We start from the raw sequence: 24,394 nt of genomic DNA on the forward strand, positions 1-24,394 counted from the left end.
CGTGACAGCAACGATCTCCACGACCTCGGTCACCCCCACCCGGCGGCGGCGACGATCGGCGCGACTGTCGCCGCTGCTGGTGGCGTTCGTCCTGGTGCCGTTCGCGGTCGAGAGCATCTGGGTGTTCTGGCCGGCGCTCCAGGGCTTCTGGTTCTCGCTCACCCGCTGGGACGGAATGTCGTCGCCGGCCTTCGTCGGCACCGACAACTACGTCGAGCTGGCCGGTGACGCCACCTTCCGCGGCGCGCTGATCAACACGGTGATCTGGCTGGTGCTCTTCGGCGGCCTCTCCGTGCTCGGCGGCTTCGGCATGGCGCTGGTGTTGCAGAAGGAGCGACGCGGCGTCGGCTTCTACCGGGCCGCGCTGTTCACCCCGGTCGTGTTCTCGCTGGTGGTGACCGCGCTGGTCTGGCGGGTGTTCTACCAGCCCGACGGCATCGCCGACACGATCCTGCGGGCCGTCGGGCTGGAGAGCCTGATCCGGCCCTGGCTCGCCGACCCGCAGACCGCCCTGTACGCGGTGATCCTGCCCGCGCTGTGGCGGCAGATCGGGTACGTCATGGTGCTGTTCCTGGCCGGCCTGAAGGCCATCGACCCGGCGCTGCACGAGGCGGCCCGGATGGACGGTGCCAACTCCTGGCAGCGGCTGCGACACGTCACGATTCCCCAGCTCAAGGGGGTCAACGCCGTGGTGCTGTCGGTCATCGTGATCGACTCGCTGCGCTCGTTCGACATCGTCTGGTCGCTGACCAAGGGCGGCCCGTACCACTCGTCGGAGCTGCTCAGCACCTACATGTACTCGACCGCGTTCCAGAGCCTGCGGCTGGGCTACGCCTCGGCCATCGCCGTCGTGATCTTCGTGCTCGCGCTGGCCGTCATCCTCGGCTACCTGGTCCGCGCGTTCCGGGAGGAAGCCTGATGAACAAGCTCCGTACCGGGGCCTTCCACACCGGCATGATCCTGCTCTCGCTGCTGTGGCTCGGGCCGGTGATCTGGGTCGTGGTGATGTCCACCCGGTCGTTCGACGACATCGCCGCGCACGGCGTGGGCAGCCTGCCCCGCTCGTTCACGCTTGACACCTACCGGCAGGCCTGGACCGACGGCGGTGAGTTACGCGCGTTGATCAACAGCATGCTGGTCACCGTCCCGTCGGTGGCGTTGAGTCTCGCCCTCGCGGCGATGGCCGCGTTCGCGCTGAGCCGGTTCCGGATCCCGGGCCGGCGCACGATCCTGCTGCTGATGCTCGCCGGCAACCTGCTGCCACCGCAGATCCTGCTCATCCCGGTGGCCAAGTTCAGCGAGCTGACCGGCCTGTACGACACGCTCTGGGCACTGATCGCGGTGCAGGTCGGCTTCGGGCTCGGCTTCTACACCTTCGTCCTGCACGGCTTCATGCGGGACCTGCCGGGCGAGATCCAGGAGGCGGCCACCATCGACGGCGCCGGCACGGCGCAGATCTTCACGAAGGTGATGCTGCCGCTGACCCGCCCCGCGTTGGCCGCCCTCGGCGCGTTGTCCTTCACCTGGATCTTCAACGACCTGCTCTGGGCGATCACCGTGCTGCGTACCGATGACCACATGCCGGTCACCCCGGCGCTGCTGGCCCTCCAGGGGCAGTTCGTCTCGTCCTGGAACGTCATTGCCGCCGGCACGGTCATCGCGGCCGTCCCCACCGTCGCGGTGTTCCTGCGCTTCCAACGGCACTTCGTCTCCGGCCTGGCGCTCGGAGCGGTCAAGTGACCGCCGCTACCGGGTGGCGCTGGACGCTGCGCGGCACGCACACCGAGTACACCGTCACCGTGCCCGCGCACGGCCGCTGGCTGGAACTTGTCGCCTGGGGGCCGCACGGCGTCTCCGACGGGCCGTCGCCGGTCGCCTACGACGGCCCGGTGCCGTTCCTCACCGCCGGGGACGCGGCCCCCATCGAGTACGCCACCGACGCCGACCGCCCGTTCACCGGGGCCGACCTGGTGATCGAGACCGTGGACGGGCAGCGCCGGGTGGGCTTCGTGCACACCGAGGCGCGGATCGACGACGACCAGCGGGAGCTGGCCGTCGAGTTCGCCGACCCGGTCACCGGGCTGCGCGCCACCGTGCACTACCGGGTGCCCGCCGGCACCGACGTGGTGCAGCGCTGGGTCGAGCTGACCAACGACGGCACCGACGCGCTGCGGGTGGTCCGGGCCGGATCGGGCGGGTTCTGCGTACCCACGCCGCACGGCGCACTGCTCAGCCACCAGTGGGGGCAGTGGGCGCAGGAGTTCCAGCTCTCCCACGTCGAGCTGGGCCACGGAGCGTTCAGCATCGGCAGCTCCCAGGGCGTACCCGGGCATCTGCACGTGCCCTGGCTGGCCGTGCGGGACACCGCCGACCCGGCCGGTCCGGCGTGGGGGATGGGGTTGGCCTGGACCGGTTCGTGGGAGATCAGCGCCGAGCGGGACACCGGCGGCCTGACCCGGGTACGAATCGGCCGTCAGCTGGTCGACGGCCCGCTGGACCTGGACCCCGGCGAGGTGCTGACCCTGCCGGTGGTCACCGGCGCGTACAGCCCGGACGGCCTGGACGGGCTGGCCCGCGTCTGGCACACCCACCAGCGGTTGCTGGCCGCCGACCGGCTCACCCCGCGCCCGGTGCTCTACAACTCCTGGGAGGCCACCTACTTCGCCGTCGAGGCGCAGAGCCAGTTGGCGCTCGCCCGGATCGCCGCCGAGTTGGGCGTGGAGACGTTCGTGGTGGACGACGGCTGGTTCGTCGGTCGGAACGACGACACCGCCGGGCTGGGTGACTGGACGCCCGACCCGGCGAAGTTCCCGGCCGGGTTCGACACGTTCATCGCCGACGTCCGGGCGCTCGGGCTGAACTTCGGGCTCTGGGTCGAGCCGGAGTGCGTCAACCCGAAGTCGACCCTCTACGCCGAGCACCCCGAGTGGGTCTACTCCGTCGACGGTCGGCCGCTCACCCCGGTGCGCAACCAGTACCTGCTCGACCTGGGTCGGCCGGAGGTCGCCGAGTTCGTCCACTCCACGGTGGACGGTCTGCTGCGCCGGTACGACATCGACTACCTGAAGTGGGACTTCAACCGCCCACGTACCGAACCGGGCCGGCCCGGCGAGGTCGGCCCGCTCGACCTGGACGGCGCGCACGTCGCCAACCTGCACCGGATCTACGAGCGACTGCGCCGGGACCACCCCGGCGTGCTGATCGAGGCGTGTGCCGGTGGCGGCGGGCGCACCGACCTGGCGATGGCCGCCCGCGCCGACGTCTTCTGGCCCAGCGACAACACCGGCCCGATGGACCGGTTGGCCATCCAGTACGGCTTCCTGCACGCCAACGCCCCGCACCTGCTCAGCTCCTGGGTCACCGACGCGCCCGGTCTGTTCGATCCGCGACCGCGAACGCTTGCCTTCCGGTTCGTCCTCGCGATGGCCGGCGTGCTCGGCGTCGGCGCGGACATCCGGGCCTGGACCCCCGCCGAGCGGGCCGAGGCAGCCGGCTGGATCGCCCGCTACAAGGAGATCCGGGACGTCGTCACGTACGGCGAGGTGCACCTGATCGGCGGCCCCGACCAGGCCCGCTGCGCGGTGCAGTACACCTCCCCGGACCAGCGCCGAATCGTCGTCCTGGCCTGGCACACCGGCCGCCTCGACGGGACCGGCCTGCTCCCGTCCCGCCCGGTCCGGTTGCCCCTGCGCGGCCTCGACCCGAAGGCCCGTTACTCGCACGGCGACCGGCACTACTCCGGCAGTCACCTGACCGCCGTCGGCCTGCCCGTGCAGTGGAGCGCGACCCACGACGCCGACCTCATCGTGCTGACCCGCGACTGAGGCCGGAGCACCACCACCCCCACCCCCGAGGGACAGGAGTACCTCCATGCGCCTGAACCGACAGCTGACCGCCGCCCTGGCCGTACTCGGCCTGGGCCTGGCCAGCCCCACACCGGCCATGGCCGGCCCCCCACAGGCCAGTCCCCCACAGGCTGGCCTTCCACAGGCTGGCCCCTCGCAGGCCGGCCCTCCGCAGGCTGGTCACGGTCCCGGTCGTCCCGGCCACCCACCGGCCAGCGCCGGGGCCGAGGACCAGGGCGCGCCCACCTTCTTCGACAGTGGGCTCGCCCCGACGCCCTACCAGGGCTGGAACACCTACTTCGGCCTCGGTGGCGATCCCACCGAGGCCGAAGTCAGGTCGGTCACCGACCACATGGTCCGCAGTGGCCTGCGCGACGCCGGCTACACCTACGTCTGGATCGACGGCAACTGGGCCGCGCCCACCCCGCGTAACGAGGCCGGCCAACTCGTCGCCGACCCGGCCCGCTTCCCGGGCGGGATGGCCGCGCTTGCCGCGTACATCCACAGCTTGGGCATGAAGGCCGGCATCTACACCGACGCCGGGCCGTACCTGCCCGGGCAGTGTGGGCTGGGCAGCAACGGCCACTACCAGGCCGACATCGCCCAGTTCGCGGGCTGGGGCTTCGACGCGCTCAAGGCCGACTGGCTCTGCGGCCGGGCCGCCGGCCTCGACCCGGAGGCCACCTTCCGTGAGCTGGCCGAGGCGGTACGCCAGTCGCCGCGGCCGATGCTGCTCAACATCTGCAACCCGGTCAGCTCCGACTGGGGTGGCGGCCCGTACACCCCGGAACAGCTCTCCACCTGGAGCTACACGTACGCGCCCACCATCGCCGACTCCTGGCGGACGTACACCGACGTGGGGCTCACCGACCCGAGCCCCCAGTGGGCGTACCCGTGGGTGCTGCGCAACATGGACGTCAACGCGTACCACCCGGCGGCCACCGGACCGGGGCACTACAACGACCCGGACTACCTGCTGCCGATGCGCCCGCTGCCCGACGGCGGGTACGAGCTGGGCCTGGAGGAGTCCAAGACGCAGCTCGGCATGTGGGCCATCATGGCCGCGCCGCTGGTGATCGGCTCCGACCCGCGTGGCCTGCCGAAGGAGATGATCTCGGCGCTGACCAACCCGGAGATCGTCGCGGTCGACCAGGACCCGCTGGTCCGGCAGGGCGTCAAGGTAGCCGACACCGGCACCGACGCGCAGGTCTGGAGCAAGGTGCTCACCGGCTCCGGCAAGCGGGCCGTCGCCCTGCTGAACCGGCACGACACCGCGCAGCAGATCACCGTGAAATTCGCCGACGTCGCGCTCGGCGGGTCGGTGCGCGTCCGTGACCTGTGGACCCGTGCCGACGTGGACGCCCAGCCGAACACCCCGGGCGTGCAGCCGTTCACCGGCTCGTACACCGTCGAGGTGCCGGCGCACGGGGTGGCCATGCTCGGTCTGACCGGCACCGACCAGGTCGCCGGTGCCAACCTCGGCGGGACCGCCAGCGCCAGCCCCGCGCTGGTCCGAGTGGATGACACCCACGCCACCGCCTTCGTCCGCGACGCTTCCGGCGCACTGGCGGTCAACACCCGCACCGGTACGACGTGGGGCACGCACTGGACGTCACTCGGCGGCCCGGTCGGCGGACGGATCCTCGGCCAACCGGCCGCGTACGCCTCCACTGGCGGGCGGCTCGACGTCTTCGTCCGGGGCACCGACAACGCGGCCTGGCAGCGCACTTTCACCGCCGGGACGTGGGGACCGTGGCGCAGCCTCGGTGGCACGCTCACCGACGCGCCCACGGTGGCCTGGACCAGCCCGACCCAGTGGACCCTCGTGGCGCGCGGAGCCGACGGCAAGATCTGGTCGCGTACGCCGAGCACCGGCTGGGTCGGCGTCGGCGCGCCGGAGAACCGGCCGTTCTACGGTCGGCCGAGCGCGGTCGTCGACGACGCGGGCGTGCTGCACGTGGCGGTCCGCAGCCGCACCGACGAGGTGTGGTGGACCAGCCGGACCGGCACCACCTGGTCGGCCTGGACCAGCCTGGGCGGCACCACCAGCGGCAGCCCCACGTTGCTCGCCACGGCTGGCCGGGTCTACCTGTTCTCGTTGGCCGCCGACAACCGCCTCTGGCAGCGCAACCTGAGCGATGGTGCCTGGGGCGGCTGGTTCCAACGTGGTGAGTTCGCCACCGACGCCTTCCGGGGCGCACCGGGGGCCGCCGCCGGCGCCAACGGCAGCGCCTGGCTGGCGGTACGCGGCGTGGACGACCGGGTGCACCAGATCGTCCTCTGATCACGGTGCTGCGGCCTGGTCAGGTCACGCCAATCGTGCGGTTGCTGTCGCCGAGCCAGCGTCGATCATGGAGTTGTGGTGCCTGGTTCAAGGGGTTTAATGGCGTTTGTCCCCCACCACAACTCCATGATCGACGGGGAGAGGTGGGGCGGGGCGGGGCGGGGCAGGCTCGGCGGGGCGGGGCGGGCGGCGGGCGGCGGGTGGGGGGTTAGTTGTGGCGGATGAGGCCTGGGCCGGGGGCGATGTCGATGTCGCCGTCCTCCACCTCGTGGCCGGCCGCGCAGCGGAGCACCGCGCGGACCGGTTGGCCGCAGTCGTGGTGGGTGGCGACGATGGACGGGCCGGCGTCGTCGGCGGCCCAGGTGTCGCCCCAGTTGCGCAGAGCGGTGATCACTGGCAGCAGTTCGTGGCCCTTGCGGGTGAGCTGGTACTCGTGGCGGGTGCGCTGACCCGGCTCCCGATAGGGGATGCGTTCGAGCAGATCGGCGGCGACCATTTCCTTGAGCCGGGCGGCCATGGCGGGTTCGCCGACGCCGACCCGGCGGACGAAGTCGTCGAAGCGGCGCGTGCCGAGTAGCGCCTCGCGCATGATCAGGACCGTCGACCTGCTGCCGACGATGTCCATCGCCCGGGCTACCGAGCAGTTCTCGCTCGACCAGGAGTCGCGATCTTCTCGGAGGTCCTCCATGCCGTCCAGCGTACCTGACTTGCGTAAAAGCTAGCCAGGTGGTTCACTTGGCCGTCGCTGGCTTATGCGGACATAAGTCAGACCGACCAGCATCGAGGACACCAGTGACCACCAACACCACGGCCCCGACCGCAGCCGCACCCGGCCCGGCCACCGCCAGGTCCGTTCGCGGTTCCCGCCCGGTGACCCTGGTCGCCATGTGCCTGGGCGCGATGATCACGTTCCTCCAGATCACCGCGACGGTCTCCGCGCTGACCACGATCCAGCAGGATCTGCGGGTCGACCCGACCACCCTGATCTGGGTTCCGAGCGCCTACACGCTGATGGTGGCGAGCGTGGTGCTGTCCGCCGCCACCCTCGGCAACCGCTACGGACGCAAGCGCATGTTCGGTGCCGGGGTCCTCGCGATGATCGTTGGCGCCGCCGTCGTGGCCGGTGCCCCGACCGTGGCCTGGGTGATCGTCGGGCAGTTGGTCGCCGGCCTCGGCGGAGCCCTGATCCTGCCGAACAGCCTGGCGATCCTCGGCGCGACGTTCACCGACCCGCACCGACGTACCGAGGTCATCACCGCGTGGTCGGCGGCCTCCGGCATCGGGCTCGCGATCGGCCCACTCATCGCCGGCACGCTGCTGAAGCACCACGCGTGGCACAGCGTCTACCTGTCGACGATCGTGCTGGGCGTGGTCACCCTCGTCGCCGCCATCGGAGTGGCCGAGTCCCGGCCGAGCGCGGGCCGACTCGACGTACCCGGCCTGCTGCTCGGCACCGTCGCCATCGCCGCGGCCGTCTACGCCCTGATCCAGGGCGGCAAGGACGGCTACACCAGCCCGGTGGTGACGGTGGCCTGGATCGCCGCGGCTGCCGCACTCGTCGTGTTCGTCCTGGTCGAGCTGCGTTCCGATGCGCCGATGCTCGACCTGCGGCTGTTCCGGTCCGCGTCGTTCAGCGCCGTCATGGTCGTCGCCGCGGTGTCGCTGTTCGGCTTCACCGGCGTGGCGATCCTGCTGGTCCTCTTCCACGAACGTGTCCAGGCCCTCAGCCCGCTGGACACCGGCTGGCGGATGCTCGTGCTCTTCGGCGCCTACGTGGTCGTCGCCTTCGGCGCCGGGCGGGCGATCCGTCGTACCGGCTTCAAGGCGCCACTCACCCTCGGCCTGGTCTTCGGTGCGGCGGCGAGCTTCGGTCTGGCGGCCCAGGGTCCCACCGCGTCCTTCGGTCACCGGTGGCCGCTGTTCGCCTTGTTCGGTGCCGCGGGCGGCCTGGTGGTGGCCCCGGCGACCGCCGCCGCGCTGGCCAGCGTCGCGCCCGCGCAGGCCGGGATGGCCTCTGGCGCGGTGAACGCCGCCCGACAGGTCGGCTCCGTGCTCGGCACGTCCCTGCTGGGCACGCTCCTGACCACCACGATGCTGGCCGACCTGCCCGGCCGGTTGGCCGCGCACCAGGTCGGTGAACCCACCCGTGGCGCCGTGCAGGCGGCGGTGGCCACCGGTGTCACCGGCGACCAGCCGCTGCCCGACCCGGTCCGGGCGGCGATCGCCGAAGCCATGACCTCCGGCGTCCAGGCCGGGCTACGAATCAACGGCATCGTCTTCCTCGTCACCGCCGTGCTCACCCTCGCCCTCGTCCGCAACCGGCCGCACCAGCACTGAAGCCAGCGCTGCGCCGATCACCACGACGATCAGCCGATGGCGGTCAACCAGTGGTCACGGCCGCGGTGACCTCGACCTCCAGCACCGCGCCGTCGAGAAAGAGCCGGCTCACCTCGACGGTGGTGCTGGCGGGCCTGGTCTGCCCGAAGAAGCGGTTGCGGACGTCCGCATAGCCGGCCAGGTCGCCGAGGTCGGTCAGGAACGTCCGGACGTGCAGCACGTCGGAGAAGGTGGCGCCGTGCGCCGCGAGTAGCGCGCCGATCAACTCGAAGATCCGTTCGGACTGCGTCCGCACGTCGCCGGGTGCGACGACCGCGCCGGTGTCGTCCACCCCGACCTGGCCGGAGAGCATCAGCAGTGCGCCCCCGGGCAGGTCGAGGCGGGCGACGTGCGCGAACCGGTCGCCGAACGGCGCGGCGACGGTCGCGGGGTTGTCCAGGGTCACGTTCACGACTTCTCCTCGGCTGCGGCGGGGTCGGTGAGACGGGCGATGTCGTCCTGCGGATGGCGCGCGGCCGCCAACGCCGACGCGGCGGCGCGCAGCAGGGGTGCCGGCGCGTCGCCGAGCACGTCGAGGGCGAGCCGGGCGTCCTTCGCGGCCAGGGCGGCGGCGAACGCGGCGTCCGTGGCGGTCGCCCGGGCGACCGCGCCGCCGAGCGGCCCGGTGCCAAGTGCGTCGATCGCGGTACGTCTGTCGACGCCGACGGCGTCCGCGACGGTGAGCGCGTCCGCGACCGCGGTGACCGCGGTGACCAGCGCGGTGTTGAGCACCAGCTTCAACGCGGCGCCCCGGCCGGAGCCGCCGCAGCGACGGACGGTGCCCAACGTCCCCAGCAGCGGGGCGACCCGCTCGACGACCGCCTCCTCCCCGCCGACCAACACCACGAGTCGGCCTGTCTCGGCAGCTCCGGCGCTGCCGGCGACCGGAGCGTCGACAAGCGGTACGCCCGCCGGCAGCAGCGTGGCCAGTTCGGCCACGGCCCGGGGACCGATGGTGGACATCTCGATCACGGGGGTGCCCGGCCGCAGCGCCAGTGCCGCACCGGAGTCGACAAGCGTGTGCCGGACGGCGACCGCATCGGTGAGCATGGTGATCACCACGTCGGCGTCGCGGACCGCCTCGGCCGGGCTGCCGGCGGCTCGCGCCCCGGCGTCGACGAGCGGCGCGGTGCGGGCGGACGTGCGATTCCAGACGGTGAGCCGATGCTCGGTGGCCAGCAGCCGACGGCCGATCGCGGTGCCCATCGTGCCCGTACCCAAGAGGGCGATCTCGTTCATCTCGCCAACGCTAGGGTGCGGGAAGCCATGCCACCAGCGACTGTTCCGCATCACTGCCATGCTGCGGGAGCATGTCACGATGCAGCTGAACGCGCTCCAGGTCTTCCGTGCCGTCGCCGAGCACGGCTCCCTCACGGCTGCGGCCCGCAGCCTGCGCTACACCCAGTCGGCGGTGTCCCGACAGATCGCCGCGCTGGAAGCCGAGACCGGGTCGCCGTTGCTGGACCGGCTGCCGCGCGGCGTCGCCCTGACCGAGCAGGGCCGTTGCCTGCTCGGGCACGCCGAGGCGGTGCTCGACCGGCTGGACACCGCCCGGCGGGACCTGGCGGCGCTGCGCGACCTGTCCGCCGGCCGGCTGCGGGTCGGCGCGTTCCCCACGGCGGTCGCCGCGCTTGTGCCACGTGCTCTGGCCAGCTTCAAGTCCGCGCATCCCGAGGTTGCCCTGTCGCTTGTCGAAGGGCTCACGCCGGGGCTGCTGGAGCGCCTGGTCCACGGCGACGCCGACGTCGCCGTGGTGAGCGCCGCCGCGGACCAGCCGCTCGACGCCGACCAGTTCGACCTGCACCACCTCGTCGACGAGACGCTTCTGGTGGCCGTACCCCGGACGCATCGGCTCGCGGACCGGCGGACCATCCGCCTGCGTGACCTGGCCGACGAGTCGTTCATCGCCGGCTCGGCGACCGCCGAGGAGACTCTGCTGCGAGCGACCCTACCGGCGGGCTTTCGCCCGCGGATCGACATCGTCGCGGCCGAGTGGACCGGCAAGCTGGGCTGTGTCGCGGCCGGTCTGGGCGTCGCGCTGGTGCCGGCCCTGGCCGTACGTGCCGCTCCATCCGACCTGACCCTGCTCCGCCTGCACCCCGACGACGCCTCCGTCCGGCGGATCTTCGCCGCGACCGTCGCCGGGCGGAGCCGACCACCGGCGGTACGGCGGTTCCTCACCCACCTGGACCGGGCGGCGGGCCTGAGCGAAGCGGACGGGTGACGCGGACCGCCGTGCGGCGGTCCGCATCCGGGCGTCACCCGGCGATGGCGTCGAGTTCCTCGATCGCGTCGGCCGGCAGCTTCAGATCTGCCGCCGCGAGGTTCTCCCGCAGGTGTGCCAGCGTCGAGGTGCCCGGGATCAGCACGGTGGTGGGGGAGCGCTGGAGGAGCCAGGCGAGGGTGACCTGCTGCGGCGACGACCCCACCCGGGTGGCCACGTCGTTGAGCGTGTCCGACTGCAGCGGCGTGAACCCGCCGAGCGGGAAGAACGCGGCGAACGCGATGTTCTCCGCCGCGCACCTGTCCACCAGGGCGTCGTCCTGCCGGTTCGCGACGTTGTAGAGGTTCTGGACGGTGACCACCGGGGCGATGGCCTGGGCCTCGGTGAGCTGGGTGAGCGTCACGTTGCTGAGCCCGAGATGCCGGATCAGCCCCTCCTGCCGCAGGTCGGCGAGGGCGCCGAACTGCTCGGAGAGGGGATCGTCGCCGGTGCCCTCCGCCACACCGACCCGCAGGTTGACCACGTCGAGCACCTCCAGGCCGAGGTGCTGGAGGTTGTCCCGGACCTGGGCCTTCAGCTCGTCCGGCTCCAGGGCCGGGATCCAGGAGCGGTCGGCGCCGCGTCGCGCGCCGACCTTGGTGACCAGGTGCAGATCATCGGGGTACGGGTGCAGCGCCTCGCGGATCAGCTCGTTCACCACCACCGGGCCGTAGAAGTCGCTGGTGTCGATGTGCCGGACACCGCTGTCGACGGCCTCGCGGAGCACGGCGAGTGCCTGCTCGCGGTCGCGGGGCGGGCCGAAGACACCGGGGCCGGCCAACTGCATCGCCCCGTAGCCCATCCGGCTGAGGGTGAGGCCGTCAGCCAGGGTCAGGGACCCGCCGGGAAGGTTCTCGCTCATGTCGTCCTCTATCCGTAATCGGAGTGGGTATGCGTCGACTGTGCGCCGACAGCCGGCCGGCCGGCAGGGCGAGCTGTTCCTGGTAGTGACACAGCCAGTCACCGGGCGCTCGGGCGATCTACCGTCGGTGGCATGGACGCGACGAACCCACTCGGCGACTTTCTGCGTGCCCGTCGGGAGCAGACCCGGCCCGAGGACGTCGGGCTCGGTCCGGGCGTGGGCCTGCGCCGGGTGCCGGGGCTGCGGCGTGAGGAGGTGGCGATGCTGGCCGGCATCAGCGCCGACTACTACCTGCGGCTGGAGCAGGGTCGCGAGCGGCATCCCTCGGTGCAGGTCCTCGATGCCCTCGCCGGGGTGCTGCGGTTGGATCCGGAGGCGACCGCGTACCTGATCGGGCTGAGCCGCACGCGGTCGCGACGGGCGGTCCGACCTGCCGTCGAGCGGGTGCCGGCCAGCATCCTGCACCTGCTGCGGCAGCTCGACATGCCGGCCTTCGTGCAGAACCGCTACCTCGACATCCTGGCCTCGAACCCGATGGCGAGGGCGCTGTCGCCGAATCTCGCCCCGGGCGCGAACCGACTCCGCGCGGTGTTCCTCGACCCGGCCGAACGGGAGCTGTTCCGCGACTGGCGGCAGGCGATGCAGAGCGTGGTGGGGCAGATGCGTGCCGACTCGGGCGGAGCCACCGACGATCCCCGGTTGACGGCGCTGGTGGGGGAGTTGTCGCTCAAGAGCGACTGCTTCCGCCAGTTGTGGGCGCGGCACGAGGTGCGTCGGCGGGAGGGCGTGGTCAGCCGGCTGCATCATCCGGAGGTGGGTGACCTCGACCTGTACTGCGACAAGCTCGCGGTCGCGGGCGCCGACGGGCAGTTGTTGGTGATCTACCACGCCGAGCCGGGTACGGAGTCCGCGCGTTCCCTGGGGCTGCTCGGCTCGATCGCCGCCAGTACCCGCGACGACATCCCGGACAGCCTCCGACCCGGTGACCCGGCCCGGCTCTACCCCCTGGAGTGAGCCCGTGCCCGGCGGGTTTGACAGTCGTTGTTTGTGAGTGCACACTTACAAACATGCGATCCACTGCCGAAGCCCGTCGGGTCACCGTGCTGAACGGCGCGGTCTCGGCGTTCGCCCGCACCGGCTTCCACGCCACCCCGGTCACCGCCGTGGCCGCCGCCGCCGGCATCTCTGAGGCGTACGTCTTCCGGCTCTTCGCCGGCAAGCTCGGGTTGTTCGTGGCGGCCGCCGAGACGTGTTTCGAGCGGATCGCCGTGGCGATCGAGGCCGGGGGCGAGCGTGCCGCCGGCGGCAGCCCGGAGGAGGTCCTCGACGCGATGGGTGGTGCCTACGCGGAGCTGATCGCCGACCGCGATCTGCTCCTCTTCCAGGTGCAGGCGCAGGCCGTCACGGACATCCCCGAGATCGCCGACGCGGTACGGGCCGGCTACCGGCGGATCGCGACCCTCGTGCAGGACCGGGCCGGCGCCGACGACGCGCAGGTGCAGCGGTTCTTCGCGTACGGCCAGCTCTGCCACCTGATCGTCACCGTCGGCCTGGAGCAGGTTCCGGAGCCGTGGGCCCGTGCCCTGACCGCCGGCATCCGGCACCCCTGACCCGACCACCGACCCCTGGGCCGCGACAGTGGCCCACTTTTTCACCCCGACAAGTGTGTGAGTGCCCACTTACAAACGAGGAGGATCCGATGACCAGCAATGCGATGATCACCGAAGTGGTGCTGCCCGGCGTGGTGGAGCCCGACGGACTCCAACTGCACCGACGTGCCATGCCCGTCCCCGCCCGGGGCCAGGCGCTCGTTCAGGTCGAGGCCACCGGCATCTCGTTCGCCGAGCAGCAGATGCGCCACGACCGCTACCCCGGCCAGCCGAAGTTCCCGTTCGTGCCCGGCTACGACCTCGTCGGCACGGTCCGGGCGGTCGGTCCCGGCGCGGACGACTCGCTTGTCGGCACCCGGGTCGCGGCGGTCACCAAGACCGGCGGCTGGGCCACCCACGCGCTTGTCGACATCGACGCCCTGACCCCCGTACCCGCCGAGCTGGACCCCGCCGCCGCCGAGACCGTCGTCGTCAACGGTGTGACGGCCTGGCAGATGCTGCGAAGTGCCGGCCTGCGGGCCGGGCAGACCATCCTCGTGCACGGCGCGAACGGTGGCGTCGGAACAGTGCTCGTCCAACTCGGACGCCACCTCGGCCTGCGGGTCATCGGCACCGCCGCCGCACGTCATCACGCCGCTCTGCGCGAACTCGGCGTCGAACCGCTCGACTACCGTGACCCGGACCTGGCCGCCCGCGTCCGTGAGCTGTCGCCGAACGGTGTCGACGCCGTCTTCGACCCGGTGGGCGGCCCGGGAGTGCGCACCTCGTACGGCCTGCTCGCCCCCGGCGGCACGCTCGTCGTCTACGGCAACGCCGGCGCCGTGGACTCCGGCCAGTCGGTCGCATGGGTCTTCGTGAAGCTGCTGTCCCGCCTCTACACCTGGAACACGCTGCCCAACGGCCACCGGGCCGGCTTCTACAACTTCTGGGCCGGAAACCTCACCCGCCGGGCCGCGTTCCGGCGTCGCCTGCGCACCGACCTGGGCACCGTGCTCGACCTCCTGCGACAAGGGGTGATCGTGCCGCAGATCGCCGCCCGTTACCCGCTCAGCGAGGTCTCCACCGCGCTGGTGTTCGCCGAGGCGCGCAGCCGGGCGGGCAAGGTGGTGTTGGAGCCCTGATCACCGGTGCGCCGGTGGCGCGTCCCGGCGGCCCGCCGGTCGGTGAAGGTGCGGTCGCGCACCGCGAGGGCGTACGGTGAACATGTCGCCCGGGATCCCGGTGGCCGCCGGACGCCGTCCGCCACCAGCCCAGACAGGGCGTAACCGATCGTCATCCCCATCGCCGCGACGGCTGGTCGTGTTGTTGATCGCCGACCCCGTCCCGGCTGTCCGGTTCGCTGGTCAGCACCGCCGGGACGGCGGTGTCCGGACCATCGTCCTCCGTGCGAATGATCGTTCCGAACGCCTAACAGGGGAGCACCAGATGAGGATCGCCAGGGATCGGATCGTCACCGCACTTCGCGACCGGGGTCAGCAGGCCCGGGCCGACTGGGTCGAGCGCGAGCTGCCGGAGCTGGTCGACCCGGCGAAGCACTCCGGGCTGCTCGCCACCCTGCACCTCAACCCAGCTGATCTCGCCGACGCGTCCTCCCCTTGAGGGTTGCGCTGCTCGGACCGGTCGCCTGGCGTACGCCTCCACAGCACTACGGCCCATGGGAGCAGGTGACCGGCCTGCTCGCGGAGGGGCTGGTCAGCCGCGGCGTCGACGTGACCCTCTTCGCGACACTGGACTCCGTCACCTCCGCCCAACTCGACGGAGTCTGCCCCCGGGGGTACGCGGACGACCCGGACCTGGACGGCCGGGTGTGGGAGGCGATGCACGTCTCGCACGCGCTGGCCCGCTCGGCCGAGTTCGATCTGGTGCACAGTCACCTCGACTGGCTTCCGTTGGCGTTCGCGGAGCACTGCCACGCTCCGCTGCTGACCACGGTGCACGGCTTCTCCGGCGCGGGAATCCTGCCCGCCTACGGCCGAGCCCGCTCGTCGTACGTGTCGATCTCCGACGCCGACCGGGCGCCGGAGCTCGACTACGTCGCCACGGTGTACCACGGCGTCGACGTCGCCGGCCTGCCGTTCACCGACAAGGCCGGCCCCGGGCTGGCCGCCTTCGGCCGGATCCACCCGGACAAGGGCACCCACACCGCGATCGAGATCGCCCGCCGCGCCGGCCGACCCCTGACCATCTGCGGCATCGTGCAGGACGAGCGGTACTTCGCCGAACAGGTGGCCCCGCACATCGACGGTGACCAGGTCGTGTTCCTCGGGTCGGTGGGTCCGCAACGGCGAGCCGAGGTGCTGGGAGACAGCACCGCACTGCTGCACCCGATCGCCTTCGACGAGCCATTCGGACTGTCGGTGGTGGAGTCGATGGTCTGTGGCACGCCTGTCGTCGCGTACCAGCGGGGGTCCATGTCCGAGGTCGTCGACGATGGGGTGACCGGACTCCTCGTCCACACCGTCGACCAGGCCGTCGAGGCGATCACCCGGGCCGCCGACCTCGATCGGGTCGAGTGTCGGGCGCAGGCTCTGCGGCGCTTCAGCGCGCAGCGGATGGTCGACGACTATCTCGTCGTCTACGACCAGCTCGTTCGTACCTGACTGGACCACACACCTCTCCGTTCCGCCGGTCACACACGCTGACCTGCGTACGCCGTTCCCGCGTGAGGCCCCGCCCGTACTCCAGGCGGGGCCGACAACCGGAAAGGCTCGACGTTCATGCCCAGCTACGGATTCCTCAGCACCCACCCACCGACCCGGTGTGGACTGGCCACCTTCAACTCCGCACTCGCCGCCCAGTTGACCGCCGACGGCACTCGCGGGGGCATCGTCCGGGTCACCGATCACGGCGACGACCAGCGCCCGGTGCCCGGGGTCGTGCACACCTGGTCGGCGCTCACCCCGGCCGGCTGGCGGGACGCGGCGGCCGTCCTGAACACCTTCGACGTGGCGATCGTCCAGCACGAGTACGGCATCTACCCCGGCGCCGACGGCGAGGACGTCCTGCCGCTGCTGCGGCGGCTCACCGTGCCGAGCATCGTGGTCCTGCACACCGTGCTCCGCCAGCCCACCGCCCGGCAGAAGTCCCTGTTGGAGCGGATCGTGGCCACCGCCGGCGCGGTGGTCACGATGACCGACACCGCTCGGGACCGGCTGCTCGTCGGGTACGCCGTCCCCGCCGACAAGGTGACGGTCATCCCGCACGGCGCCGCCGAGCTCGCCGACGTACCCGTCGAGCGGCGTACCCGCCCGCACCTGCTGACCTGGGGGCTGCTCGGCCCCGGCAAGGGAGTCGAGTGGTCGTTGCGTGCCCTCGCGCGGTTGCAGGATCTGGAACCGACACCTACCTACACGGTGGCCGGACGGACCCACCCGAAGGTGGTCGAGCACCAGGGTGAGGCGTACCGGGCGGGGCTGCACCAGCTCGGCGCCCAGTTGGGCGTCGCGCACGCCGTCGACTACCAGGACGTCTACCACGACCAGGAGGCGCTGGGCCGGTTGATCCGTTCCGCCGACGTGGTCGTCCTGCCCTACGACTCGCGCGAACAGGTCACCTCCGGCGTACTCATCGAGGCGGTGGCCGCCGGGGTGCCCGTCGTGGCCACGGCGTTCCCGCACGCGGTGGAGCTGCTGACCGGTGGGCCGGGTCTGGTCGTACCCCATCAGAACCCGGCGGCGCTCGCCGCGGCGATCCGGCGGGTCCTGACCGAGCCGGGCCTGACCGCGCGGCTCGCCGGCCGGGTCCGACCGCTGGCCGCGCACCTGCGCTGGCCGGCGGTGGCGGCCCGCTACGAGACGCTCGCCGACCAGCTCAGCGAGGCCCGCCCGCCGGCGGTCAGCGCGGTGCCGGCGTGACCGCGACCACCGGCCGACCCCGGACCTCCCCGCGGGGGCGCTGGGCGACGGCGCCCGCGCCGAGCTTCGCGCACCTGATCCGGATGAGCGACGACACCGGTCTCTTCGAGCACGCCCGGCACGCCATCGTCCGTCGGGAACACGGCTACTGCACCGACGACGTGGCCCGTGGTCTGGTCGTCGTCAGTCGCGAGCCGGACCCGGGCGAGGAGTTGCTGCGGCTCGCGGAGCGGTACCTCGCGTTCCTGACCCATGCGCAGGGCGCCGACGGGGCCTTCCACAACCGGCTCGGGCACGACCGGCGCTGGGCCGACGAACCAGGGCTCGGCGACTGGTGGGGTCGGGCGCTGTGGGGTCTGGGCACGGCCGTCGCCCGCAGCCCCGCACCCTGGGTACGGGAGGAGGCGCTCGTCGCCTTCAGCCGGGGCGCCGGCCGGCGTACCCGGGCACCACACGCGATGGCCTTCGCCGGCCTGGGCGCGGCCGAGGTCCTGCGCCGCCACCCCGGTCACGTCGCCGCGGCGTCCCTGCTGGCGGACGCGGCCAGCACTGTCGGACCGCCGGGCGCCGACCCGCGCTGGTCGTGGCCCCGGCAGGAGCTGACCTATGCCAACGCCGCCCTCGCCGAGGTGGTCATCGTCGCCAGCCAACTGCGCGAGGGTGGGCCACCCCTGGACGACGGCCTGCGGATGTTGGCCTGGTTGCGGGACGTCCAGCTGCGCGACGGACGACTGTCGGTCGTACCGGTCGGAGGTTGGCGGCACGGCGCCGTGCGGTTGCGCCACGACCAGCAGCCGATCGAGGTCGCCGCCTTCGCGGACGCCTGTGCCACGGCGGCCACGGTCACCGGTGACCCCGAGTGGGACACCGGGGTACGACAGGCGGTGGGGTGGTTCCTCGGCGACAACGACCTCGGTGCGCCGATGTGGGATCCGGCGACCGGTGGCGGCTTCGACGGGCTGACCGCACACGGACCCAACCTCAACCAGGGCGCGGAATCCACCCTCTCGCTCCTCGCCACCCTCCAGCACGCCCGGCGGTGGTCGTGACCCGGAGTCTGGCCGTCCGGCAGGACGCCACTCTCGCCCCGGATCCACGGCGGGTCATCGTCAAGCTCTTCGTCCCGGGGGAGGACGCCGCGGTGGTACGCACCCGCGCGCGGGCACTCATCGACCGGGTCGCGCGCCTCGACGACGAGGAGACCGGCCGGCTGCTGCGGGACACCTTCGACCGCTTCGGCGCCCGGCACCGTGACCTGGCCGGCACGTTCCACCACCACTACGACCTCGTCCGGCACCGGGCCGCCCGGGCGCGGGATCTCTCCCCGACCAGCCGGCTGCTGGTCGGCGCGTACTTCAGCCACGAGTACGCCGTGGAGGCCGCTGCCCTCTGCAATCCGTCCATGGTGGCCCACCCGGACCAGACCGGTCTGGGCGCCGGGCAGTTGCGCGTCGCGGTCAGCCTGCGTCAGATCGGCGAGGGTCACCTGTCGTCCATCGGGTTCGCCACCGCCGTCCTCGGACCGGGACGTCAGCTCACCGTCGCCGATCGGACCGGCCCGCTGGCCGTCGGGCAGCGGGTGGGCGTACGGCACCGCCGGGACCTGCTCGTCGCCGGCCTGGCCGAGGAGGGCTGCGACAACGAGGTCGCCGCCACGGTGCTGGACGCCCTGCCCGAGTGGTACGACGAGGCCACCTTCGAGCGGGCGCTCGCCAACCTGCCACCCGATCTGCTCTCCCGCAGCACCGGGTTGAGCACCCTCGAACAACTGCGTCGCACCAACGCCGGCAGCTACGCCACGGCCTTTCCCGCCGACACGGCCCTGCACCAACGGGTGCTCTGGCCGGCCACCCCGGCGGAGAGCAACGGCATGGAGGACGCGCGGTTCGTCCGGTTCGTCGACGAGTCCGGGCCGGTGTACCGGGCCACCTACACCGCCTACGACGGCCGGAGCATCGCCACGCGTGCGCTGGTCAGCAGCGACCTGCGCCGCTTCGAGATGACCCCGATGCGCGGGCCGGGTGCCCGGAACAAGGGGATCGCGCTGTTTCCGCGTACCGTCGGCGGCCGGCACCTGGCGCTGTGTCGGGCCGACGGCGAGACCATCGGCCTGACCGGCCTGGACGCTGACAACCGCTGGCAGGCCCCGATCCCGCTGCACGCGCCGCGGGACAGTTGGGAGTTGATCCAGGTCGGTAACTGCGGATCCCCGATCGAGACCGACGCCGGCTGGCTCGTGCTCACCCACGGCGTCGGACCGATGCGCCGGTACGCGATCGGCGCGCTCCTGCTCGACCTGGACCGACCGGAGCGGGTCATCGCGCACCTTCCGGGTGCGCTCATGTCACCCGACGAGGACGACCGGGACGGGTACGTACCCAACGTCATCTACTCCTGTGGGGCGCTCATCCACGACGGCGAGGTGTGGCTGCCGTACGGGGCGAGTGACGCCCGGGTGGGTTTCGCCACCGTGCCGGTGGCCGCGCTCCGGGCCGCGATGGTGGACTCCCCACCACCGGCCGGGCGGAACGGCTGATCGTTGGTGGTGCTGCCCCGGCGGCCGGTTGGTCACCGCCCGCCGGGGCATCTCGGTCAGGAGTTCGTCGTCCGACGCCGGTAAAGGAGCAGCAGGGCTGCGCCGCTGGCGACGGCGACGCCGCCGATCCCGGTCAGGACGGGCACCAGGGCGCTGCCGCCGCTGCCGCCGGTGACGGGCAGCCTCGTGCGGGTGGGCGTTGCCGTGGGCTGGCCGGTGGGGTTACCCGTGGGCTGGCCGGTGGGCGTACCCGTGGGCTGACCGGTGGGTGTGCCGGTCGGGGTCCCAGTCGGCGTCCCGGTCGGCGTGCCCGTGGGCGTACCGGTCGGTGTTCCGGTCGGCTGGGTGGGCGTACCCGTCGGCTGGAGGCAGACGGGGGCGTTGATGGTGTTGGTGTCGAGGGTGACGGCGCCGGTCCGGGCCATGGCGCGGCCCTGGAGGGTGGCGCCGGTGGTCATGGTGACCGATTCCTGGGCCAGGATGTTGCCCACGAACTGGCTGCCCGTGCCGATGGTGGCCGAGCTGCCCACCTGCCAGTAGACGTTGCAGGGCGAGGAGCCGTTGATGAAGACGACGCTGCTGCCCGACGCGGTGACGAGGGTGGAGTCGATCTGGAAGATGAACACGGCTCCCGGGTCGGCCTGGCTGTTGAGGGTCAGGGCTCCGGTCAGTTGGGCGGCGCCGATCCGGTACACCCCGGGGACCAGCGTGCTGCCACCCAGTTCCGCGGGCAGGATGGTGAACGGGGTCCGACCGGCCGCGTCGTTGTAGGCGGTGGTCAGGTCGTTCTGTGCCTGTAGCGCGACGGCGTCGGCGAGGTGCGTCTCGCCGCCCACGAGGCCGGGCGGGAAGCCGGTCGCGGCGCTGCCGGGGCTGACGCCGAGGTTCTGGGCGAGGAAGGTCGGCCCGGTGTTGGTGACCCTTGCGCCGGCCAGCACGGAGAAGCTCGCCGCCGTGCCGAGGTCGACAGGTGCCTCGGCGGCGCTCGCGCCGGTGCCGCTGAAGATGAGTACGGCGACGGCTGTGCCGCCGGCGGCGACGGCCGCCAGCGCGGACATGGCCGCGCGGCGCGGATGGCTCAATAGCTTGGTTGTCACGACGTGCCCTTTCGCGAAGGCGTCTCACCAGACGCCAGCGGTGCGGTGGTTGGGTGCCGCACCGGACCACAGGGGTTGCTTAAACGGACTTTTTCACACCTAATTCACAAAAGTAGTAAAACCCCAGGGATAGGTGGGGCCGGCGGGGTGCAGGGGCACGCGAGCGGCCGGTGTTGGTGATCGGCAGGTGAGGAACGCGGGCGGGGCAAGGTAGCGTCACCGCACGTCCTGCCGTGGCCGTACGGTTCGGGGAGGATCGGGGGAGGTGGGTCGTGGGCGACGTCGGCGAGATGGTGCGGTGGTTGCAGCTCAACGCACCCCGGAGCGGCCCGGACGAGCTGTCGCAGCTCGTCGCCCGGGCGGCGCCCGCCATCGACGCCACCGAGATCGTGATCTACCTGGCCGACTACACGCAGTCCCTGCTCGTGCCGCTGCTCGGGGCGGGTCTGGTCCGGGACGAGTTGTCGATCGAGACGACCCTCGCCGGCCGGGCCTTCACCAACCTCGACATCCAGCGCGCGCCCGACAACCCGGACCGGGTCTGGGTGCCGCTGCTGCTCGGGTGCGAACGGATGGGCGTGCTGGAGATCGTCTCGCCGGCGGCCGCCGACGCGACCATGGACGGGCCAGCCTGGGAGGTGGCGGTCAACATCGCCCAGATCCTGGTCAACCGGCGGCTCTACGGTGACGTGGTCGAGCGGATGCGGCGGCGACTGCCGATGCAGGTCGCGGCCGAGATCGTGTGGGGGCTGCTGCCGCCGCTGACCTTCGCCACCGACGACCTGGTGATCACCGCCATCCTCGAACCCTGTTACGACGTCGGCGGCGACATCTTCGACTACGCGTTGAACGGCGACGTGCTCAGTGTCGGGCTCTTCGACACCTGTGGGCACGGCATCAAGGCGAGCACGCTGGCCTCGCTCGTGGTCAGCGCGTACCGCAACGCGCGCCGGTGTGGCCTCGACCTGGTCGACACGGCGATCAGCATCGACAGGTGGGTGCGTTCCGAGCACCCGAACTTCTTCGCGACCGGGCTGCTCATGGAGTTGGACCATCGCACCGGCCGACTGAGCATGATCAACGCGGGTCACCCGGGTGCGATGTTGCTGCGCGACGGCAAGGCCATCCGGGAGCTGCCCGGGCCGACCGCGTTGCCGCTCGGGCTGGGCCACCTGTCGGCCCGCCGCCCGAGGGTGCACGTGGAGGAGTTGCACCCGGGCGACCGCATCCTCGCCTACACCGACGGCATCACCGACGCGCGGAGCGCGGACGGGGAACAGTTCGGGTTGGACCGGCTCGTCGACTTCGTCAACCGCGCCCTCAACGACGGGTTGCCCAGCCCGGAGACGATGCGTCGCCTGGTGCGCGCCGTCGTCGGCTACCAGGACGACCGGCTTGAGGACGACGCCACGGCCCTCTTCCTGGAGTGGCGACCGCCGCACCTGCCGCTCGCGCACCTCCGCGACCTCGCCGCGCCCCGCCCCTGACCGGAGACAGTGGGATTTTGCACTCCCAGTGCACTTGTCTGCGTCGGGAGGGGTGTCTAGCGTCACCTCATGGCCGACTCATGGACCTTCGCCGTGGCGCGTGACGACCTCGGAAAGACCACGCTCGTCGAGGGCGCCCCGCCCGCTGTGGCCGACGGCGAGGTGCTGCTGCGGGTGGACCGGGTCGGCCTCACCGCCAACAACGTGACCTACGCGGTGCTCGGCGACGCGATGCGCTACTGGGAGTTCTTCCCACCGGCCGGGCTCGGGCCGCAGTGGGGCCTGCCGCCGCTCTGGGGCTTCGCCGAGGTGGTCACCTCGACGGTCGCCGGCGTCGAGACGGGACAGCGGGTCTACGGCTATCTCCCACCCGCGGGTCACCTGCTGGTGCGCCCGGACCGGGTGGACGCGTCCGGGTTCCGGGACGCGAGCCCGCACCGGGCCGAGTTGCCGTCACCGTACAACGCGTACCGGTCGACCACCGGCGACCCGGCGTACCGGCCCGACCAGGAGGACCTGCTGATCCTGTTCCGGCCGCTGTTCTTCACCTCGTTCATGCTGGCCGACCAGGTCGCCGACAACGACTTCTACGGTGCCGAGTCGCTGCTGCTGTCGTCGGCGTCGAGCAAGACCGCGTACGCCGCCGCGTTCGAGCTGCACGGTCGCGGGCCACGCCTGGTCGGCCTCACCTCGCCCGGCAACCTGGCCTTCACCCGCGCACTCGGCTGCTACGACGAGGTCGTCTCGTACGACGACACCGACGCTCTGGACGCCGTCGCGTCCGTCTACCTCGACCTGTCCGGCGCACCCTCGACCCGGGCCGCCCTGCGTCGGCACCTCGGCGACCGGCTGGTCCGGGACATCGCGGTCGGCCTCACCAACCAGACGCCGAACGCCGACGCCGCCGAAGAGGTGTTCTTCGCGCCGGTCCAGATGCGCAAGCGCGGTCAGGACTGGGGTCGTGCGGGGCTCGACCAGCGGTTCACCGAGGCCTGGCAACGCTTCACCGCCATCGTCGGCGGGTGGCTCGACGTCCAGGTGGGCGCCGGGCCGGAGGCCCTCCAACGCGCCTGGCTCGACGTCCTCGGCGGCCGTACGCCGCCCCGGGTGGGGCACGTCGTCCAACTCTGAGCCGTCGGGGTGCTGCCGGCCGTGGGTCGGCGGTGCCAGCCTCAGAACGCGCTGTGGTCGAGGTCGACGAGGTGATGACGCAGCGCCGCCAACGACCGGGAGATCAGTCGGGAGACGTGCATCTGCGAGACGCCGACCCGGTCGGCGATCTGCGCCTGGGTCAGGTTGCCGTAGAAGCGCAGGGTCAGGATCTGACGTTCGCGCTCCGGCAGCGTGGCGAGGGCCGGCTCCAGGGCGACGCGGATCTCGACGAGGTCGAATTCGTGGTCGTCGCCGCCGAGGGTGTCCCCGAGTTCCCGACTGCCGTCGGCCCCGGCCGGCGTGGACAGCGACGTGGCCCGGTAGGCGCGTGCGCCCTCCAGCCCTTCCAGGACGGTCTCCTCGGACAGGTCGAGGTGGGACGCGATGTCCGCCACCGTCGGCGAGCGACCGAGGGTCTGGGTCAGCGCGCTGTTCGCCGCGCTGATCGACAGGCGCAACTCCTGGAGGCGACGGGGCACGCGCACCGACCAGGTGCGATCCCGGAAGTACCTCTTGATCTCGCCGATGATCGTGGGAATGGCGTACCCGCTGAAGTCGACACCCCGGGTGTGGTCGAAGTTGTCCACGGCCTTGATGAGCCCGACCGAGGCGGTCTGGGTCAGGTCCTCGTCGGGTGCGCCGCGTCCCGAGTAGCGGCGCGCCAGATGCCGGGCCAGCGGCAGCCACGCCTCGATCGCGCGATCCCGCAGTGCGTGGCGGTGTGGGTCGTCCGCCCCGGTCTCCACCAGGGCGACCAGGAGTTCCTCGGGGGTCTGGTCGCTGCTGCGCTGGTCGACGCGGGTGCTGGGGGCCGTTCCGACGATGCTGGCCATGGGGGTGGTCCTTCCCAAACCTGCCCGTCGATCGGATCGACCGGAAGATCTCCGAACCGGCTTGCCGCCGGAGCGCACGTACGGGCGAAGATGCGCTGTCGCAAGGCCACGAGCACGGGCCTCGCCACCGCGTCATGTCGTGCACTTGATGACTCGTACGCTACCCGAAAGGAGTAGCTATTACTAGCCGAAAGT

Annotated in this window: 22 protein-coding genes; 16 read left to right on the forward strand and 6 right to left on the reverse strand. The window is 71.9% G+C overall.

Going from position 1 to position 24,394, the window contains the following annotated elements; genetic code table 11:
- Position 1: 1 nt before the first annotated feature.
- From AB0A90_RS03140 to AB0A90_RS03155, 4 genes are read left to right on the forward strand one after another with little or no spacing between them, the layout of a single operon-like run.
- A complete protein-coding gene (locus AB0A90_RS03140) occupies positions 2-919 on the forward strand; it encodes a sugar ABC transporter permease (protein WP_357240798.1) in 918 nt (305 codons plus the stop codon).
- A complete protein-coding gene (locus tag AB0A90_RS03145) occupies positions 919-1,740 on the forward strand; it encodes a carbohydrate ABC transporter permease (RefSeq protein WP_357240802.1) in 822 nt (273 codons plus the stop codon). Before AB0A90_RS03140 ends, AB0A90_RS03145 begins: the two co-directional genes overlap by 1 nt.
- Positions 1,737-3,824, forward strand: coding sequence for an alpha-galactosidase (locus AB0A90_RS03150; RefSeq protein ID WP_357240805.1), 2,088 nt, complete (start codon positions 1,737-1,739; stop codon positions 3,822-3,824). The genes AB0A90_RS03145 and AB0A90_RS03150 overlap by 4 nt, the downstream gene beginning before the upstream one ends.
- Positions 3,825-3,870: 46 nt before the next feature.
- Positions 3,871-6,129 carry a glycoside hydrolase family 27 protein gene (locus tag AB0A90_RS03155; RefSeq protein WP_357240808.1) on the forward strand — a complete coding sequence of 753 codons (2,259 nt, stop codon included), beginning with the start codon at positions 3,871-3,873 and terminating at the stop codon, positions 6,127-6,129.
- Between the two features lie 208 nt (positions 6,130-6,337).
- On the opposite strand, the gene AB0A90_RS03160 is transcribed toward AB0A90_RS03155, so the two are convergent.
- Positions 6,338-6,817 carry a helix-turn-helix domain-containing protein gene (locus AB0A90_RS03160; RefSeq protein WP_357240811.1) on the reverse strand — a complete coding sequence of 160 codons (480 nt, stop codon included), beginning with the start codon at positions 6,815-6,817 and terminating at the stop codon, positions 6,338-6,340.
- Positions 6,818-6,921: 104 nt separating this feature from the next.
- Between AB0A90_RS03160 and AB0A90_RS03165 the strand changes: the two genes are divergently transcribed.
- Positions 6,922-8,466 carry an MFS transporter gene (locus tag AB0A90_RS03165; RefSeq protein ID WP_357240814.1) on the forward strand — a complete coding sequence of 515 codons (1,545 nt, stop codon included), beginning with the start codon at positions 6,922-6,924 and terminating at the stop codon, positions 8,464-8,466.
- Between the two features lie 43 nt (positions 8,467-8,509).
- Here the strand turns inward: AB0A90_RS03165 and AB0A90_RS03170 are convergent, their stop codons facing one another.
- Both AB0A90_RS03170 and AB0A90_RS03175 read right to left on the reverse strand, forming a co-directional pair.
- On the reverse strand, positions 8,510-8,917 hold the full coding sequence (locus AB0A90_RS03170; RefSeq protein WP_357240819.1) for a RidA family protein: 408 nt from the start codon (positions 8,915-8,917) through the stop codon (positions 8,510-8,512).
- Complete coding sequence (locus tag AB0A90_RS03175; RefSeq protein ID WP_357240822.1) at positions 8,914-9,804, reverse strand: NAD(P)-dependent oxidoreductase; 891 nt, start codon at positions 9,802-9,804, stop codon at positions 8,914-8,916. Before AB0A90_RS03175 ends, AB0A90_RS03170 begins: the two co-directional genes overlap by 4 nt.
- A 19-nt stretch (positions 9,805-9,823) precedes the next feature.
- On the opposite strand from AB0A90_RS03175, the gene AB0A90_RS03180 reads away from it, so the two are divergent.
- A complete protein-coding gene (locus tag AB0A90_RS03180) occupies positions 9,824-10,729 on the forward strand; it encodes a LysR substrate-binding domain-containing protein (protein ID WP_357240825.1) in 906 nt (301 codons plus the stop codon).
- Between the two features lie 34 nt (positions 10,730-10,763).
- Here AB0A90_RS03180 and AB0A90_RS03185 read toward each other — a convergent pair whose 3' ends face one another.
- Positions 10,764-11,630 carry an oxidoreductase gene (locus tag AB0A90_RS03185; protein WP_357240828.1) on the reverse strand — a complete coding sequence of 289 codons (867 nt, stop codon included), beginning with the start codon at positions 11,628-11,630 and terminating at the stop codon, positions 10,764-10,766.
- A gap of 132 nt (positions 11,631-11,762) precedes the next feature.
- On the opposite strand from AB0A90_RS03185, the gene AB0A90_RS03190 reads away from it, so the two are divergent.
- The 8 genes from AB0A90_RS03190 (at position 11,763) to AB0A90_RS03225 (ending at position 19,630) form a co-directional block, all read left to right on the forward strand.
- Positions 11,763-12,644 carry a helix-turn-helix transcriptional regulator gene (locus AB0A90_RS03190; RefSeq protein ID WP_357240831.1) on the forward strand — a complete coding sequence of 294 codons (882 nt, stop codon included), beginning with the start codon at positions 11,763-11,765 and terminating at the stop codon, positions 12,642-12,644.
- Positions 12,645-12,697: 53 nt separating this feature from the next.
- On the forward strand, positions 12,698-13,240 hold the full coding sequence (locus AB0A90_RS03195; RefSeq protein ID WP_357240834.1) for a TetR family transcriptional regulator: 543 nt from the start codon (positions 12,698-12,700) through the stop codon (positions 13,238-13,240).
- An 89-nt stretch (positions 13,241-13,329) separates the two neighbouring features.
- Positions 13,330-14,361: a zinc-binding dehydrogenase gene (locus AB0A90_RS03200; protein ID WP_357240837.1), complete on the forward strand. Its 1,032-nt coding sequence runs from the start codon at positions 13,330-13,332 to the stop codon at positions 14,359-14,361.
- A 304-nt stretch (positions 14,362-14,665) separates the two neighbouring features.
- On the forward strand, positions 14,666-14,839 hold the full coding sequence (locus AB0A90_RS03205; RefSeq protein WP_357240840.1) for a hypothetical protein: 174 nt from the start codon (positions 14,666-14,668) through the stop codon (positions 14,837-14,839).
- Entirely contained in the window at positions 14,836-15,840 is a 1,005-nt protein-coding gene (locus AB0A90_RS03210) for a glycosyltransferase family 4 protein (protein WP_357240843.1), read from the forward strand. Before AB0A90_RS03205 ends, AB0A90_RS03210 begins: the two co-directional genes overlap by 4 nt.
- A gap of 117 nt (positions 15,841-15,957) precedes the next feature.
- Positions 15,958-17,094, forward strand: a complete 1,137-nt coding sequence (locus AB0A90_RS03215; RefSeq protein ID WP_357240846.1) for a glycosyltransferase — start codon at positions 15,958-15,960, stop codon at positions 17,092-17,094.
- Positions 17,091-18,143 carry a glycosyltransferase gene (locus AB0A90_RS03220; RefSeq protein ID WP_357240848.1) on the forward strand — a complete coding sequence of 351 codons (1,053 nt, stop codon included), beginning with the start codon at positions 17,091-17,093 and terminating at the stop codon, positions 18,141-18,143. Before AB0A90_RS03215 ends, AB0A90_RS03220 begins: the two co-directional genes overlap by 4 nt.
- Positions 18,140-19,630 (forward strand): glycoside hydrolase family 130 protein, encoded by a 1,491-nt coding sequence (locus tag AB0A90_RS03225; protein WP_357240851.1) that lies wholly within the window; start codon positions 18,140-18,142, stop codon positions 19,628-19,630. Before AB0A90_RS03220 ends, AB0A90_RS03225 begins: the two co-directional genes overlap by 4 nt.
- A gap of 56 nt (positions 19,631-19,686) precedes the next feature.
- On the opposite strand, the gene AB0A90_RS03230 is transcribed toward AB0A90_RS03225, so the two are convergent.
- Complete coding sequence (locus AB0A90_RS03230) at positions 19,687-20,727, reverse strand: ice-binding family protein (protein ID WP_357240854.1); 1,041 nt, start codon at positions 20,725-20,727, stop codon at positions 19,687-19,689.
- Between the two features lie 272 nt (positions 20,728-20,999).
- Here AB0A90_RS03230 and AB0A90_RS03235 point away from each other — a divergent pair, with 272 nt between their 5' ends.
- Both AB0A90_RS03235 and AB0A90_RS03240 read left to right on the forward strand, forming a co-directional pair.
- A complete protein-coding gene (locus AB0A90_RS03235) occupies positions 21,000-22,214 on the forward strand; it encodes a PP2C family protein-serine/threonine phosphatase (RefSeq protein WP_357240857.1) in 1,215 nt (404 codons plus the stop codon).
- A 69-nt stretch (positions 22,215-22,283) separates the two neighbouring features.
- Positions 22,284-23,345, forward strand: a complete 1,062-nt coding sequence (locus AB0A90_RS03240) for a DUF2855 family protein (protein WP_357240859.1) — start codon at positions 22,284-22,286, stop codon at positions 23,343-23,345.
- Positions 23,346-23,386: 41 nt separating this feature from the next.
- Here the strand turns inward: AB0A90_RS03240 and AB0A90_RS03245 are convergent, their stop codons facing one another.
- Complete coding sequence (locus tag AB0A90_RS03245; protein ID WP_357240862.1) at positions 23,387-24,199, reverse strand: RNA polymerase sigma factor SigF; 813 nt, start codon at positions 24,197-24,199, stop codon at positions 23,387-23,389.
- Positions 24,200-24,394 lie beyond the last annotated feature (195 nt).

This window comes from Micromonospora sp. NPDC049204, from assembly GCF_040647935.1.
Lineage (GTDB): Bacteria > Actinomycetota > Actinomycetes > Mycobacteriales > Micromonosporaceae > Micromonospora.

Coding starts and splice junctions, on each gene's coding strand:
- AB0A90_RS03145 (WP_357240802.1), top strand. CDS start 919: ATGAACAAGCTCCGTACCGGGGCCTTCCACACCGGCATGATCCTGCTC.
- AB0A90_RS03155 (WP_357240808.1), top strand. CDS start 3,871: ATGCGCCTGAACCGACAGCTGACCGCCGCCCTGGCCGTACTCGGCCTG.
- AB0A90_RS03160 (WP_357240811.1), bottom strand. CDS start 6,817: ATGGAGGACCTCCGAGAAGATCGCGACTCCTGGTCGAGCGAGAACTGC.
- AB0A90_RS03175 (WP_357240822.1), bottom strand. CDS start 9,804: ATGGCAGTGATGCGGAACAGTCGCTGGTGGCATGGCTTCCCGCACCCT.
- AB0A90_RS03180 (WP_357240825.1), top strand. CDS start 9,824: ATGCAGCTGAACGCGCTCCAGGTCTTCCGTGCCGTCGCCGAGCACGGC.
- AB0A90_RS03185 (WP_357240828.1), bottom strand. CDS start 11,630: ATGAGCGAGAACCTTCCCGGCGGGTCCCTGACCCTGGCTGACGGCCTC.
- AB0A90_RS03190 (WP_357240831.1), top strand. CDS start 11,763: ATGGACGCGACGAACCCACTCGGCGACTTTCTGCGTGCCCGTCGGGAG.
- AB0A90_RS03195 (WP_357240834.1), top strand. CDS start 12,698: ATGCGATCCACTGCCGAAGCCCGTCGGGTCACCGTGCTGAACGGCGCG.
- AB0A90_RS03200 (WP_357240837.1), top strand. CDS start 13,330: ATGACCAGCAATGCGATGATCACCGAAGTGGTGCTGCCCGGCGTGGTG.
- AB0A90_RS03205 (WP_357240840.1), top strand. CDS start 14,666: ATGAGGATCGCCAGGGATCGGATCGTCACCGCACTTCGCGACCGGGGT.
- AB0A90_RS03215 (WP_357240846.1), top strand. CDS start 15,958: ATGCCCAGCTACGGATTCCTCAGCACCCACCCACCGACCCGGTGTGGA.
- AB0A90_RS03240 (WP_357240859.1), top strand. CDS start 22,284: ATGGCCGACTCATGGACCTTCGCCGTGGCGCGTGACGACCTCGGAAAG.
- AB0A90_RS03245 (WP_357240862.1), bottom strand. CDS start 24,199: ATGGCCAGCATCGTCGGAACGGCCCCCAGCACCCGCGTCGACCAGCGC.